General features: G+C 71.4%; 13 protein-coding genes. 1 reads left to right on the forward strand and 12 read right to left on the reverse strand.

The window, feature by feature from the left end; genetic code table 11:
- Window positions 1-21: 21 nt before the first annotated feature.
- Window positions 22-1431, reverse strand: coding sequence for a nucleobase:cation symporter-2 family protein (locus tag DK419_RS18890; RefSeq protein ID WP_109960458.1), 1410 nt, complete (start codon window positions 1429-1431; stop codon window positions 22-24).
- A 279-nt stretch (window positions 1432-1710) separates the two neighbouring features.
- On the opposite strand from DK419_RS18890, the gene rnhA reads away from it, so the two are divergent.
- Window positions 1711-2403, forward strand: coding sequence for a ribonuclease HI (rnhA, locus tag DK419_RS18895; RefSeq protein ID WP_109960459.1), 693 nt, complete (start codon window positions 1711-1713; stop codon window positions 2401-2403).
- Window positions 2404-2491: 88 nt separating this feature from the next.
- Here rnhA and DK419_RS18900 read toward each other — a convergent pair whose 3' ends face one another.
- From DK419_RS18900 to secY, 11 genes are all read right to left on the reverse strand, one after another.
- Entirely contained in the window at window positions 2492-4804 is a 2313-nt protein-coding gene (locus DK419_RS18900; RefSeq protein ID WP_109960460.1) for an MHYT domain-containing protein, read from the reverse strand.
- Between the two features lie 184 nt (window positions 4805-4988).
- Window positions 4989-6017: an aldo/keto reductase gene (locus DK419_RS18905; protein ID WP_109960461.1), complete on the reverse strand. Its 1029-nt coding sequence runs from the start codon at window positions 6015-6017 to the stop codon at window positions 4989-4991.
- A gap of 212 nt (window positions 6018-6229) precedes the next feature.
- Window positions 6230-7501, reverse strand: coding sequence for an aspartate aminotransferase type Ic (locus tag DK419_RS18910; protein WP_109960462.1), 1272 nt, complete (start codon window positions 7499-7501; stop codon window positions 6230-6232).
- Between the two features lie 109 nt (window positions 7502-7610).
- Window positions 7611-7874: a PepSY domain-containing protein gene (locus DK419_RS18915; RefSeq protein WP_109960463.1), complete on the reverse strand. Its 264-nt coding sequence runs from the start codon at window positions 7872-7874 to the stop codon at window positions 7611-7613.
- Between the two features lie 138 nt (window positions 7875-8012).
- A complete protein-coding gene (gene rplQ / locus DK419_RS18920; RefSeq protein ID WP_109960464.1) occupies window positions 8013-8435 on the reverse strand; it encodes a 50S ribosomal protein L17 in 423 nt (140 codons plus the stop codon).
- 147 nt (window positions 8436-8582) lie between these two features.
- Window positions 8583-9620 carry a DNA-directed RNA polymerase subunit alpha gene (locus tag DK419_RS18925; RefSeq protein WP_414468138.1) on the reverse strand — a complete coding sequence of 346 codons (1038 nt, stop codon included), beginning with the start codon at window positions 9618-9620 and terminating at the stop codon, window positions 8583-8585.
- Window positions 9621-9722: 102 nt separating this feature from the next.
- Window positions 9723-10607: an MBL fold metallo-hydrolase gene (locus DK419_RS18930; protein ID WP_245442544.1), complete on the reverse strand. Its 885-nt coding sequence runs from the start codon at window positions 10605-10607 to the stop codon at window positions 9723-9725.
- Window positions 10608-10671: 64 nt separating this feature from the next.
- On the reverse strand, window positions 10672-11061 hold the full coding sequence (gene rpsK, locus DK419_RS18935) for a 30S ribosomal protein S11 (protein ID WP_015928609.1): 390 nt from the start codon (window positions 11059-11061) through the stop codon (window positions 10672-10674).
- A 146-nt stretch (window positions 11062-11207) separates the two neighbouring features.
- Window positions 11208-11576 carry a 30S ribosomal protein S13 gene (rpsM, locus tag DK419_RS18940; protein ID WP_109960465.1) on the reverse strand — a complete coding sequence of 123 codons (369 nt, stop codon included), beginning with the start codon at window positions 11574-11576 and terminating at the stop codon, window positions 11208-11210.
- A 212-nt stretch (window positions 11577-11788) separates the two neighbouring features.
- The gene (locus tag DK419_RS18945) at window positions 11789-12388 is read right to left on the reverse strand and encodes an adenylate kinase (RefSeq protein ID WP_109960466.1); all 600 of its coding nucleotides are present in this window, start codon (window positions 12386-12388) and stop codon (window positions 11789-11791) included.
- Between the two features lie 216 nt (window positions 12389-12604).
- Window positions 12605-13942, reverse strand: coding sequence for a preprotein translocase subunit SecY (secY, locus tag DK419_RS18950; protein ID WP_048450470.1), 1338 nt, complete (start codon window positions 13940-13942; stop codon window positions 12605-12607).
- Window positions 13943-14009 lie beyond the last annotated feature (67 nt).

The following is a 14009-nucleotide window of genomic DNA, read 5'->3' on the forward strand; positions in this document are numbered from 1 at the left end:
ACCTCGTGCGATAGGATCGGTTCAGACGTGCTCGGCCGCCGCCGCGGCCGCCGAGGCGTCCCGGCCCGCCCGCTCGGCGCTGCCCACGCCGTTGAAGAAGGCGTTGAGCAGGACCGCGGCGATCGAGGCGAGGAGGATGCCCGATTCGAGCAGCGGATGCAGGGCGTGCGGCAGGTTGCGGAAGAAGGTCGGCGCGACCAGCGGGATCATGCCGAACCCGACCGCGACCGCCACCACGATCTGGTTCTTCGGCTGCCCGCGGAAATCGACCCCCGTGAGGATGCGCGCGCCGGTGGCCGCCACCATGCCGAACATGACGAGGCCGGCGCCGCCGAGCACCACCTGCGGCACCGCCTCGACGAGGGCGGCCATCTTGGGCGCCAGGCCGAGGGCCAGCATGATCACCCCGCCCGCCACCGTGACGTAGCGCGAGCGCACGCCCGTCACCCCGACGAGGCCGACATTCTGCGAGAACGAGGTGTACGGGAAGGTGTTGAAGACGCCGCCCAGCAGCGTGCCGAGCCCGTCGGCCCTGAGGCCCCGGGCGAGATCCTTCTGCGACACCGGCCGGCCGGTGATCTCGCCGAGCGCCAGGAACATGCCGGTCGATTCGATCATCACCACGATCATCACGACGCACATCGTGGCGATCGGCACGAGGTGGAAGTGCGGCCAGCCGAAGTGGAACGGCAGCACGGGGGCGAACCAGGGCGCGGCCGCCACCTTGTCGAGATGCATCAGGCCGAGCATCGCCGCCAGGACCGAGCCGGCGACGATGCCGACGAGCACCGCGACGTTGGCGAGGAAGCCCCGCCCCCAGCGGATCAGCGCCAGGATCACGAGCAGCACCAGGAAGGCGATGCCGAGGCCGCCGGGTTGGGCGTAGTTCGGGTTCGGCACGGAAGCGGGGACGCCGTCGACGATCCGCGTCAGCGTCGGCTGGCCGCCGCCAGCCCAGTTGATGCCGACCCGCATCAGCGAGATGCCGATGACCAGGATGATCGTGCCGGTGACGACGGGCGGGAAGAGCGGCAGCAGGCGGCTGACGAACGGCGCGACCAGGAGCCCGAAGAGGCCGGCGGCGACCACCGAACCGTAGATGCCGAGAAGCCCGACATCCGGCGTCGCCGCCATCGACAGCATCGGGCCGACCGACGCGAAGGTCACGCCCATCATCACCGGCAGGCGGATGCCGATGCCCGGCAATCCCGCGCACTGGACCAGGGTCGCGAGGCCGCAGGCGAACAGGTCGGCGCTGATGAGGAAGGCCACCTCCTCGGGCCGCAGACCCAGGGCCCGGCCGATGATCAGCGGCACCGCCACCGCGCCCGCGTACATGACCAGCACGTGCTGGATCGCCAGCGGCACGAGGCGGGCCGGCGGCAGCATCTCCTCGACGGCGTCGACGGGCTCGACTGGCGTGGTGCGCATCTCGTCTCGCCCTCCCCAAGGGTCAGCGCGGATGGACCGACTGCGACGCCCTTGCGTCCGGTCGCGGTCTCATCATCGCGCATCCTCGCGCATCCTCGCGCATCCTCGCGCAGCCGCAAGCGCCGTGCCAGGGCGGGCCCGGGTTGCGCAGGAGGCCGCCTGGGTATTTGTTCACCATTCCGGGCCGAATGTGCCCGCGCGGCCGGCACCCGTCGCCGGGCATCCCGCGTCACCGGGCCGGCCGCGTCCCGTCGTGTGAAACGAGCGAAAAAGGCAGCCATGCGAACCATCGTGTACGCCGACGGCGGCTGCGATCCCAATCCCGGGCCGGGCGGCTGGGGCGTGGTGATCCAGGCGCCGGAGGGCACCGTCGAGCTGTGCGGGGGCGACCCGCAGAGCACCAACAACCGCATGGAGCTGACCGCGGCGATCCGGGCGCTGGAGCATTTCCCCGAGGGCGCCGCGATCGAGATGCGCTGCGACAGCCAGTACGTGGTGAAGTCGGTCACCGAGTGGATCCGCGGCTGGAAGCTCAAGGGCTGGCGCACCACCACCGGGCCGGTGAAGAACGTCGAGCTGATGCAGCGCCTCGACGAACTGGCGGCGCGGCGCGACGTGCGCTGGGTCTGGGTCAAGGGCCATGCCGGCGAGGCCGGCAACGAGCGCGCCGACCGCCTGGCGGCGCAGGGTCGGCGCCAGGCCCTCGGCCTGCCGCCCCGGCCGGACATCGCCCCGGCCCGCGCTGCGGCCTCCGGCCCGGTTCCGGCGGCGGCTCCCGCGGAGCCCGCTCCCCGCGGCACCTCGATCCCGGTCGACGGGGCGCTCGGCCTGCGCCTCACCCGGGCGGCCAAGCAGGCCGGCACCACGCCGCAGGCCTATGCCGACGAGGTGCTGCGCCTCGCGCTCGATCTCGGGCCCGAGGGGCTGGCGCTCCTGCGCGAGGCGAAGGCCCGGAAGGCGCCGGCGGCGTGAGCCGGATCCGGTCGCCGTCGCCCGGCGGTCCGCGCCGACATCGCCGCCTCACACGAGTTTCCACTCGGGCGAGGCGGAAGGCCGCCCCTCACGCGCTCCTCGGGAACGGCACCACGACCGGCTCGTCCGGGGCGTCCTCCGCGCCCCGCATCACGGTCTCGATCATCCGGGCGAGCGTCGCCTGATCGTAGGGCTTGGCCAGCCGCGGCAGGCGGGCGGCCTCGTCGGGGGCGAGATCGGCGTAGCCGGTGGCGAGGATCACCCGGAGGCCGGGCCGCTCGGCCTCGATCCGGGCGGCGAGCTGGAGCCCGGTCATCTCCGGCATGGCGTGGTCGGTGAGGACGAGGTCGAGGGTGCGGGCGCGGCGCATCAGCTCCAGGGCCTCCTGGCCCGAGCGGGCCTCGATCACCCGGTGGCCGAGATCCTCCAGCATCGCGGCGCTGTTCTCGAGCACCAGGGGGTCGTCGTCGACAACGAGGACGACCTGGGAGGGCAGGCCGCGGGCCGCGGGCGGGCGGCGGGCCGGCGCCTCCTCGGGCGCCGGTCCGGCCTCTCGCGCCGCCACCGGCAGCCAGACCTCCGCCGTGGTGCCGGCGCCGGGGCGGCTGCGCAGCACCAGGCGGCCGTGCGACTGCGCCGCGAGGCCGTGCACCATCGACAGGCCGAGGCCGGTGCCCTTGCCGACGCCCTTGGTGGTGAAGAACGGCTCCTGCGCCCGGGCGAGGGTCGCCGCGTCCATGCCGGTGCCGGTATCGGTGACCGAGAGACAGAGCATCGGCCGGGCCTCCCCGGCCGCGCCCGGCTCCTCCAGCCGCCCCGCGATCGCGACGGTGCCCCCCTCCGGCATCGCGTCGCGGGCATTGACCACGAGGTTGAGGAGCGCGAGCTCGAGCTGGTGGGCGTCGACCAGGGCGGGCGGCAGGCCCGACGGGAAGCGCGTCTCGATCCGCACGCCCGGTCCGATCGAGCGCTGCAGCAGGTCGGTCATCTCGCGCACGAGATGCGCGAGGTCGATCGCCTCGGGCTTGAGCTCCTGGCGCCGGGCGAAGGCCAGCATGCGCTGGGTCAGCGCCGCCCCGCGCTCGGCGCCCTGCACGGCGTTGTCGAGCAGGCGCAGCAGGCGGGGATCGTCGGGCAGGCGCTTGCGCAGAAGCTCCAGGCTGCCCAGCACCGCCATCAGCAGGTTGTTGAAATCGTGGGCGACGCCGCCGGTGAGCTGGCCCACCGCCTCCATCTTCTGGGCCTGCGCGAGCGCCGCCTGGGCCTGCTCCAGCGCGTCCTGCGCGCGCTTGCGCTCGGTGACGTCGCGGGTGACCTTGGCGAAGCCGACGAGCGTCCCGTCCTCGCCGACGATCGGGTCGATGACGACGCTGGCCCAGAACCGGGTGCCGTCCCGGCGCACGCGCCAGCCCTCGTCCTCGAACTTGCCGCCCCGGGCGGCGGCGAGCGCCCGCTCCGGCCGGCCGCCGGCCCGGTCCTCCTCGGTGTAGAAGCGCGAGAAGTGCGCGCCCACGATCTCCTCGGCCTCGTAGCCCTTGATGCGCCGGGCACCCGCGTTCCAGTTCGCCACGACGCCGTCTCGGTCGAGCATGAAGATCGCGTAGTCGGTCACGCTCTGGAGCAGCAGGCGGTAGCGCTCCTCGCTGGCGCGCAGGGCCGCGGCCTCGCGGGCGGCGCGCTGGGAGAAGCGGCGGTCGATGGTGGCGGCCGAGAGCGCCAGCGCCAGGACCAGGAAGGTCACCGCCGTGACGCCGGCGGCGAGGCGGACCTGGTCGACGCCCGCCCCCAGGGCGCCGTGACCGGCCTCCGCGGAATGGGTGAACAGCAGGCCCCGCATGGCCGCGTAGTGCATGCCCGCGATGGCGAGCCCCATCGCGCCCGACGCGGCGGCCCGCTGCCCGAGGCCGCTCTCGGTCAGCGCGAGCCGGATCGCCACGGTGGCGGCCACGACCGCGATCAGCACCGAGACGGCGACCCAGGCCGGGTCGTAGTGCGGCAAGGCCGGCAGCCGCATCGCCGCCATGCCGGTATAGTGCATCAGGACGATGCCGAGCCCGGTGACGAGCCCCGCCACGGCGACCGGGCGCGTGCGGCCTGGCCGCTGGGCGATGGCGAGGCCGATCGCCGTCACGGCGACCGGCAGGGCGAGAGAGAGGAGCGTGAGGCCGAGATCGTAGGTGATCTCGGTGCCGGGCAGCCGGAAGGCCAGCATGGCGACGAAGTGCATCGACCAGACGCCGCCGCCGAGCACCACGGCGGCGGTCATCAGCCAGGCCCGCCGCGCCCAGCCCGTCGCGGCCTTCATCCGGCTGGCGAGGTCCAGCGCGACGAAGGACGCCAGCATCGCGATGCCGATCGAGAGCGCGACGAGGACGGGATCGTGTAGGCCGGCATGCGCCATCGGGCACCTTGGGACTCGCGCGGGCGGCCGCCTGTTCGCGGTCGCCCGTCCCCGGCTCGGCCGAGCCGGGGTGCTTCGCACCTCCTGTCTAACGCAGGTCGGCCGGCCGCGCGATGCGCGAAACAGGAGTTGCTGCCCTAGTCCATCGCAGTCTCGGGTTGCACTGTCGCGGTGACGCGACCGCTCACCAAGTCGTCGGCTTCGGGTTGCGCTCGTCGAAGCCCTTCTGGTGCCAGTAGGGATAGATCGGCGTCTCCTGGCTCGCGGCGTCGAGGCGGGCGACCTGCTCGGCCGAGAGGGTCCAGCCGACGGCGCCGAGATTCTGCTTGAGCTGCTCTTCGTTGCGGGCCCCGACGACGATGTTGGCGACCGTCGGGCGGGAGAGGAGCCAGTTGAGCGCCACCTGCGCCACGCTGCGTCCGGTCTCGGCGGCGAGTTCGTCGAGGACGTCGACGACCCGGAACAGGGCCTCGTCGGCGACCGGCGGACCGCCCTCGGCACCGCCCGCCTTGATGCGCCCGCTGGTATCGGCGCCGCGGCGGATCTTGCCGGTGAGGCGGCCCCAGCCGAGCGGGCTCCACACCATCAGGGCGACGCCCTGGTCGAGGCCGAGCGGCATCAGCTCCCACTCGTAGTGCCGGCCGACCAGCGAGTAGTAGCCCTGGTAGGCGACGTAGCGCGCGAGCCCGTAGCGCTCGGAGGTGCCGAGCGCCTTCATCAGCTGCCAGCCGGAGAAGTTCGAGGCGCCGATATAGCCGATCTTGCCCGCCCGCACGAGGTCGTCGAGCGCCCGCAGGGTCTCGTCGACGGGGGTGAGCGCGTCGAAGCCGTGCATGAAGTAGACGTCGATGTGGTCGGTGCCGAGGCGCTTCAGGCTCGCCTCGCAGGCCCGCACGAGGTGGTAGCGCGACGAGCCCTTGTCGTTGGGCCCCTCCCCCGTCGGGAAGGTCGCCTTGGTGGAGATCAGCGCCCGCTCGCGCTTGCCCTTGAGCGCCTGGCCCAGGATCTCCTCGGAGGCGCCCTGCGAGTAGATGTCGGCGGTGTCGAAGAAGTTGACGCCGGCATCGAGGCACAGGTCGACCATCCGGCTCGCCTCGGCGACGTCGGTCCGGCCCCAGCGCTGGAAGAACTCGTTGTTGCCGCCGAAGGTGCCGGTGCCGAGGCTCAGGACTGGAACCTTGAGGCCGGAGCGCCCGAATTGCCGGTATTGCATGCGCGAACCCTCATCCGTTCGCCGGGGGCACGGGCGTGCCCCCGGGCTGCCGCGGGATGAGTGGTGTCTTAGGTTTCGCCGGAGCGACGACAACCCGGGCGGGCACGAGGCGGATGTGCGCCGGACGGCCTCACGAGCGGGGAGGCCGTCCGGACGGAGAGAGAGGAATGCGGGCGCTCCGAAGGGGCGGGGCTGCTTGCGCAGGATAGCCCCTACGCGGCCACACGCCCGCTCCCGCCGGCCTCCCGGCTCTCGGCGGCGGCCAGCAGCACGCAGACCGCCACCACCTCGGCCGCCGCCTCGACCTCGGCGGGCTTCGGATAGGACGGGGCGAGGCGCAGCAGGCGGTCCTGCGGGTCGCGGCCGTAGGGGTGGGTGGCGCCGGCCGGGGTGAGCGCGAGGCCGCAGGCGGCGGCGAGCTTGACCACCCGGGTGGCGCAACCCTCCGGCACCTCGAGCAGGATGAAGTAGCCGCCCTCCGGCTCGCTCCAGCGCGCGACGCCGGTGCCGCCGAGATGGCGCGACAGGGTCTCGGTCACGGCCCGGAACTTCGGCGCCAGGAGCCGCCGGTGACCGTCCATCAGGGCGTCGAGCCCGCCCCGGTCGCGCAGGAAGCGGACGTGGCGCAGCTGGTTGAGCTTGTCCGGCCCGATGCTGCGCTTGCCGGCCTGGCTAAGGTACCAGCGGATATTGGCCTCCGACGAGGCCAGCATGGCGAGGCCGGCGCCGGCGAGCGTCACCTTCGAGGTCGAGGCGAAGACGATCGCCCGGTCCGGATGGCCGGCCTCCGCGCAGGCTTCCAGCACGTTGCGCAAGGCAGGACGGCGCTCGGTCAGGTGGTGCAGCGCGTAGGCGTTGTCCCAGAACAGCCGGAAGTCCGGCGCCCCGGTCTCCATCCGGGCCAGCCGCTCGACGGTGGCGTCCGAATAGGTTTCACCCCCGGGATTGGAGTATTGCGGCACGGCCCACATCCCCTTCACCCGGGGATCGCGCACTTCCCGATCGACCACGTCCATGTCGGGGCCGTCGGCGGTCATCGGCACCGGGATCATGCCGATGCCGTAGGTCTCGCACAGGGCGAAGTGGCGGTCGTAGCCCGGCACCGGGCAGAGGAAGCGGATCTCCTCCTCCTTCGCCCACGGCCGGGCACCCCCGGGCACGCCCTTGAGGAGCGCGTAGGCGATGCAGTCGTGCATGAGCGCGAGGCTCGAATTGTTGCCGATCGCGACCCGGTCCGCCGACGTGCCGAGCAAGGGGGCGAACAGGGCGCGGACCTCGGCCAGCCCCTGCACGCCGCCGTAATTGCGGGCGTCCTCGCCGCTCTCGGTGCGGTGGTCGCGGTTGCCCGGCAGGGTCAGCAGGCCCTCCGACAGGTCGAGCTGCTCGGGCGCCGGCTTGCCGCGGGTCATGTCGAGCTTGAAGCCGCGCCCCTGCAGCGCGGCGTAGCGGGCCTGGAGGTCGGCGAGGGCGGGGATCGCGGTCATGGGACGGTTTTCGCTGGTGGACGGGAAGCGCGTCTCCTTTGCGCCTCCCGCCGCTCGGAATCCAGCACCTTCCCGGACAAAGCCGGCCGGATTCGTCCCGAACTTCTGCTTACTTGCCGGCCTTCTCCGACAGGATGGCGCCGGTGCGCGGATCGGCCTTGAACTTCATCGGCTTGCCGTCCTTCATCCCCTCGCCCTCCCAGTGGCCGTCATCGGCCTCGATCTCGGAGATCTGGGTGTAGCCGGCGGCCTCGACCTTCTGGATCACCTGGCCGATCGGCATCCAGTCGGCGCCGACCTTGTCGGCGAGGGCGCCCGCAGCGCTCCCGGCGAGGAACAGGGCGGCGAGGACTGGCACGGTCAGCTTGGTCATGGATCGGGTCTCCCTTGGCGGCGGATGCCGCGGGGAGATCGTGCGTCGGGCCGCCGGGTTCCCGGTGACGAACGCCTCGCGAAAAGAAAAAGGCGGCCCTCGCGGGCCGCCTTCGAGGACGATCGGATCGGCTGCGGATTACTCCGCCGGGGTCTCGTCGGAGACCTGGACCGGGCCGGAATCCTTGCCGCGGGCGTCGACGTCGCGGTCGACGAACTCGATCACCGCCATCGGGGCGTTGTCGCCGTAGCGGAAGCCGGCCTTCATGATGCGGCAGTAGCCGCCCGGGCGGCCGGCGTAGCGGGGGCCGAGCACGTCGAACAGCTTCTTGACCATCACCTCGTCGCCGCGGAGCGCCGCGATCGCCTGGCGACGGGCGTGCAGGTCGCCGCGCTTGCCCAGCGTGATCAGCTTCTCGACGACCGGACGCAGGTCCTTGGCCTTCGGCAGGGTGGTGATGATCTGCTCGTGCTTGATCAGCGCGGCCGACATGTTCGAGAACATCGCCTTGCGATGCTCGACGGTGCGGTTGAAGCGACGACCCCGGAAACCGTGACGCATGGCTCTCTCCTTTGGTTCTCGGCCGCCGTGCCACGGGTCGGCCGTCCTTTGTGGTGCGAGGGCAGTCTCCCGCCACTCCCGATGCGCCGCGGATCCCGGCGCATCGGGAGTGGCGGCGCGAGGTCGATCCCGCGCCGCCGGACCGGCTCAGTAGTGCTCTTCGAAGCGCTTGGCGAGATCCTCGATGTTCTCCGGCGGCCAGCCGGGAACGTCCATGCCGAGGTGCAGGCCCATGGCGGCCAGCACTTCCTTGATCTCGTTGAGCGACTTGCGCCCGAAGTTCGGAGTCCGCAGCATCTCGGCCTCCGTCTTCTGGATGAGGTCGCCGATGTAGACGATGTTGTCGTTCTTGAGGCAGTTGGCCGAACGGACCGACAGCTCGAGCTCGTCGACCTTCTTGAGCAGCGCCGGGTTGAAGGGCAGCTGCGGCGCGAGCGGCGCGGCCTCCTCCTTGCGGGGCTCCTCGAAGTTCACGAAGATCTGGAGCTGGTCCTGGATGATGCGGGCGGCGTAGGCCAGCGCATCCTCGGGCGAGACCGCACCGTTGGTCTCGACCGTCATGGTCAGCTTGTCCTTGTCGAGATCCTGGCCCTCGCGGGTGTTCTCGATGCGGTAGGACACCTTGGTGACCGGCGAGAACAGCGCGTCGACCGGGATCAGGCCGATCGGCGCGTCCTCGGGCCGGTTGCGCTCCGCCGGGACGTAGCCCTTGCCGGCCGACACGGTGAACTCCATGCGGATCTCGGCACCGTCGTCGAGGGTGCAGAGCACGAGGTCGGGGTTGAGGATCTGCACGTCGCCGATCGTGGCGATGTCGCCGGCGGTGACGAGGCCCGGTCCGGTCTTGCGCAGGGTCATGCGCTTCGGGGTGTCGCTCGACGAGCGGATCGCGATCGTCTTGATGTTGAGGACGATGTCGGTGACGTCCTCGCGCACGCCGGGGATCGACGAGAACTCGTGCAGCACGCCGTCGATGTGGACCGAGGTGACGGCCGCACCCTGGAGCGAGGAGAGGAGCACCCGGCGCAGGGCGTTGCCGAGGGTGGTGCCGAAGCCGCGCTCGAGCGGCTCGGCCACCACGGTGGCGATCCGCTTCGGGTCGTGCCCGGGGGTGACCTCGAGCTTGTTCGGCTTGATCAGCTCTTGCCAGTTCTTCTGAATGACCACGTTCGCACCTCTCGCCAACTTACACCGGGGCGGCCCTCGAGAGAGCCCTCCCCTCGCGGCCCCTCCCGCGCCCGGGAGACACCGCCGTCCTGATCTCTCACGCGTTCGAAGCAGGGACGGTCAGGACGCCGCGCTCCACTGCTCCGGGACCCAGGCGAAGCCGACGCGATCGCGCCGCACGTAGCCGAGGGCCGGAAAATCGAGATGCATCCCGGCGACCAAGCTGCGCTCGGCGGCGGCCTGATCGAGGATGCGCTTGCGCGTGGCGGCAGCGGTCGCGCCGTCCACGTCGAAGGAGACGCCGGCCTCCGGCCGGGCGAACTGGATCGCCGGCAGATGCACCACGTCGCCCCAGATCAGCAGGCTCTCGTCGCCCGACTGGATCCGGTAGGCGGTGTGGCCGGGCGTATGGCCGGGAGCCAGGATCGCCTCGACCCCCGGCAGGACCTCGCCCTCGCCGGCCTGGCGGATCCGGTCGCCGTAAGCCGCCACGAGGCTTCTCGCGCGCCGAAAGCCCGCCTTCGCGGCCGCCGGGGCCCGCGCCCCGGCGGCGTCGGCGAGCCAGTAGGCGGCCTCGGCTTGCGGGATCACCACCTCGGCATTGGGATAGGCGACCGCGCCGTCCGGCCCGATCAGCCCGCCGACGTGATCGAAGTGCAGGTGGGTGACCAGCACCGTGCCGATCTCGTCCGGCGCCACGCCGCACGCCCGCAGCGCCTTCGGCAGGTGGCCGAGGCTGTCGGGACCGCCGGCGCCCATGCCGGCATCGACCAGAACCGGCGCCTCGCCGCCGAGAATCAGAAAGGCGTTCACGGTGATCCGCGGGGCCTCGACGCTCCGATATCCCGCCGCTTGCAGGTCCTCCGCCTCGTCGGCGGGCAGGTTCTGCACCAGCCCGAGCGACGCCACGAGGTGACCGTCATTCAGCGCGACCACAACGCGATCGCCCAGCGTCCAGGGAAGGACGCCGGGCCGGGCGATCGTGGCGGTGAGGTCTGTCGACACGCAATCCTCTACGCGGGCCGTCGGCCGGGGGACTCCGAAGGGCCCCCCGGGACATGATGGACGATCAGACGCGGCGGCGCTTGCGCGGGCGGCAGCCGTTATGCGGGATCGGGGTCACGTCGCGGATCGACGTCACCGTGAAGCCCGCCGCCTGGAGCGCGCGCAGGGCCGACTCGCGGCCCGAACCGGGGCCCGAGACCTCGACCTCGAGGGTGCGCATGCCGTGCTCGGCGGCCTTGCGGCCGGCATCCTCGGCCGCCACCTGGGCGGCGTAGGGGGTCGACTTGCGCGAGCCCTTGAAGCCCATGGCGCCGGCCGACGACCACGAGATCGTGTTGCCCTGGGCGTCCGTGATGGTGATCATCGTGTTGTTGAACGAGGCGTTCACGTGGGCGACGCCCGACACGATGTTCTTGCGTTCGCGACGACGGACGCGGGTTGCTTCCTTGGCCATACTGTCTTTCGATCCTTCAGGCGCGCCCGTGGTGCCAGGCGCTCGGGACGTGTCTTACGGTGTGCGTGGCGGCGCTGGCGCGCCGCCGGATTCGGGCGGGACCGAGCCGAAGCCCAAGGCCCGCCGATCTCATGCGGCCGCGCGGCTTACTTCTTCTTGCCGGCGATCGGCTTCGCCTTGCCCTTGCGGGTGCGGGCGTTGGTGTGGGTGCGCTGGCCGCGGACCGGCAGGTTGCGGCGGTGGCGCAGGCCACGGTAGCAGCCGAGGTCCATCAGGCGCTTGATGTTCATCGAGACTTCGCGGCGCAGGTCGCCCTCGACGATGTAGTCGCGGTCGATCGTCTCGCGGATCTGCAGCACCTCGGCGTCGGTGAGCTGGTTCACGCGGCGCTCGGCCGGGATGCCGACCTTCTCGGTGATCTCCTCGGCCTTCTTGGCGCCGATGCCGTGGATGTACTGGAGCGCGATGACGACGCGCTTGTTGGTCGGGATGTTGACGCCGGCGATACGGGCCATGGTGTTCCTGCTCTCCATCGCGCCCGCGGCGTCACCGCCGGGGCGTGTCTTCACGGTTGTCACGCGCGTCCGGTGGAGCCCGGCCCCTGCGCGTCGTCCCGACGGCAAATCGGCCCGGAGCGGCCTCCAGAGAGGCACGCCGGGCCGTCCGGGTCTGAACGAAGGAGCGCCCACTAGCGCGGGCGCCTCCGCTTGTCAACAGACCTGCCGGCTCAGGCCGAAACGGTCTGGTAGGGCGCGAGCACGCCTTCGAGCTGCTTCGTCACCTCGTCGATCGGCGCCATGCCGTCGACCTGGCGCAGGAGCCCGGTGCCGGCGTAGTGGGCCGAGAGCGGCGCGGTCTGGGTGCGATAGGCCTCGAGACGGGTCTTGAACACCTCCGGCGTGTCGTCCTTGCGCACCGGCTCGCCGCGGGCCTCGGTCTCGGCCGCGCGCTTGGCGATGCGGCCGACGAGCGCGTCCTCGTCGACCTTGAACTCGACCACCGCGTCGAGCGCCAAGCCCTTCTCGGCGAGCATCGTCTCGAGGGCGACGGCCTGCGCCACGGTGCGCGGGAAGCCGTCGAGGATGAAGCCGGCGCGGGCATCCGCCTCCTCGATCCGGTCGGCGACGATGCCGATCACGATGTCGTCGGAGACGAGGCCCCCGCTCTCCATCAGGGCCTTCGCCTTGAGGCCGACCGGGGTGCCGGCGGCCACGGCCGCGCGCAGCATGTCGCCGGTCGAGAGCTGCGGGATTCCGAACCGCTCGACGATCCGCGCCGATTGGGTACCCTTCCCTGCGCCGGGCGGGCCGAGCAGAATGATCCGCATAACCTGTCACTCCCCTCCACCGCTCCCGCACGGGATCCGTCCTCCCGGGGTGCGGCCTGTCTGCTTCTTGTAACCCGTGGCCCTGTCCGGGCGGAATCCGACCATGCGCCAAGGCCGCGCCCGGGCGCAAGGCTTCCACGTCCCGACGCGGGGGATGCACGTCCCGACGCGGGGGATGGCGGCCGGACCGGTTGCATCCCGGTCCGACCGAGCCGATCAGCGCCGGCGGGCGCCGCGCAGCTTCGCCTTCTTCACCAGGCCCTCGTACTGGTGCGCCAGCAGGTGGCCGTGGACCTGCGCCACCGTGTCCATGGTCACCGAGACCACGATCAGGAGCGAGGTGCCGCCGAAGTAGAACGGCAGCGAGGCGTAGGAGACCAGGATCTCCGGGATGAGGCAGATCACCGTGAGGTACGCCGCACCGATCACCGTGATGCGCGACAGCACCTTGTCGATGAACTCGGCGGTGCGCTCGCCGGGCCGGATGCCCGGGATGAACCCGCCATGCTTCTTCAGGTTGTCCGCCGTCTCCTGCGGGTTGAACACCACCGCCGTGTAGAAGAAGGCGAAGAAGATGATCAGCGCCGCGTAGAGCAGCATGTAGAGCGGCCGGCCGTGGCCGAGATAGGTCGCCATGGTGGCGATGATGCCGGTGCCGTTCGGATCGGTCTGGAAGCTCGCCGCGGTGGCCGGCAGCAGCAGCAGCGAGGAGGCGAAGATCGGCGGGATCACGCCCGAGGTGTTGAGCTTGAGCGGCAGGAACGAGGTCTGGCCCTCGTACATCCGGTTGCCGACCTGGCGCTTGGGGTAGTTGATCAGGAGGCGGCGCTGGGCGCGCTCCATGAACACGATGAAGTAGACGACCGCCGCGGCCATCACCACGACGCCGAGGATCACCACGGTCGAGAGCGCGCCCTGGCGGCCGAGCTCGAGGGTTCCGGCGATCGCCGAGGGCAGGTGCGCGACGATGCCCGCGAAGATGATGAGCGAGGAGCCGTTGCCGATGCCGCGCGAGGTGATCTGCTCGCCGATCCACATCAGGAACAGCGTGCCGCCGGTCAGCGTGATGACGGTCGAGACCAGGAAGAAGGGACCCGGATCCTGGACGATGCCGCCGGAGCTCTGCAAGCCGACCGCGATGCCCCAGGCCTGGAAGATCGCCAGCACCACCGTGAGGTAGCGGGTGTACTGGTTGAGGACCTTGCGGCCCGACTCGCCCTCCTTCTTCAGCGCCTCGAGCGACGGCACCACCGAGGTGAGCAGCTGCACGATGATCGACGCCGAGATGTACGGCATGATGTTGAGGGCGAAGATCGCCATGCGCTCGACGGCACCGCCGGAGAACATGTTGAACAGGCCGAGCACGCCGCCCTGGGCGTTGGCGAAGCTCTGGCGGAGAGCGTCGGGATCGATGCCCGGGAGCGGGATGTAGGTCCCGAGCCGGTAGACGATCAGGGCGCCCAGGGTGAACCAGATCCGCTTCTTGAGCTCTTCGGCCTTGGCGATGGCGCCGAAGTTGAGGTTGGCGGCGAGCTGCTCGGCTGCAGAGGCCATGGGTTAAGTGTCCTCGGGTCGGGATCCGCGGCGTCGCGGTCAGGGACGCGCGGGCGTCCCCCAAAAC

It is taken from the genome of Methylobacterium terrae, assembly GCF_003173755.1.
GTDB lineage: Bacteria > Pseudomonadota > Alphaproteobacteria > Rhizobiales > Beijerinckiaceae > Methylobacterium > Methylobacterium terrae.

What these genes read in the sequence shown, in the direction of transcription:
- DK419_RS18890 (WP_109960458.1), bottom strand. Translation starts at nt 1,431, where the DNA reads ATGCGCACCACGCCAGTCGAGCCCGTCGACGCCGTCGAGGAGATGCTG.
- rnhA (WP_109960459.1), top strand. Translation starts at nt 1,711, where the DNA reads ATGCGAACCATCGTGTACGCCGACGGCGGCTGCGATCCCAATCCCGGG.
- DK419_RS18900 (WP_109960460.1), bottom strand. Translation starts at nt 4,804, where the DNA reads ATGGCGCATGCCGGCCTACACGATCCCGTCCTCGTCGCGCTCTCGATC.
- DK419_RS18905 (WP_109960461.1), bottom strand. Translation starts at nt 6,017, where the DNA reads ATGCAATACCGGCAATTCGGGCGCTCCGGCCTCAAGGTTCCAGTCCTG.
- DK419_RS18910 (WP_109960462.1), bottom strand. Translation starts at nt 7,501, where the DNA reads ATGACCGCGATCCCCGCCCTCGCCGACCTCCAGGCCCGCTACGCCGCG.
- DK419_RS18915 (WP_109960463.1), bottom strand. Translation starts at nt 7,874, where the DNA reads ATGACCAAGCTGACCGTGCCAGTCCTCGCCGCCCTGTTCCTCGCCGGG.
- rplQ (WP_109960464.1), bottom strand. Translation starts at nt 8,435, where the DNA reads ATGCGTCACGGTTTCCGGGGTCGTCGCTTCAACCGCACCGTCGAGCAT.
- rpsK (WP_015928609.1), bottom strand. Translation starts at nt 11,061, where the DNA reads ATGGCCAAGGAAGCAACCCGCGTCCGTCGTCGCGAACGCAAGAACATC.
- rpsM (WP_109960465.1), bottom strand. Translation starts at nt 11,576, where the DNA reads ATGGCCCGTATCGCCGGCGTCAACATCCCGACCAACAAGCGCGTCGTC.
- DK419_RS18945 (WP_109960466.1), bottom strand. Translation starts at nt 12,388, where the DNA reads ATGCGGATCATTCTGCTCGGCCCGCCCGGCGCAGGGAAGGGTACCCAA.
- secY (WP_048450470.1), bottom strand. Translation starts at nt 13,942, where the DNA reads ATGGCCTCTGCAGCCGAGCAGCTCGCCGCCAACCTCAACTTCGGCGCC.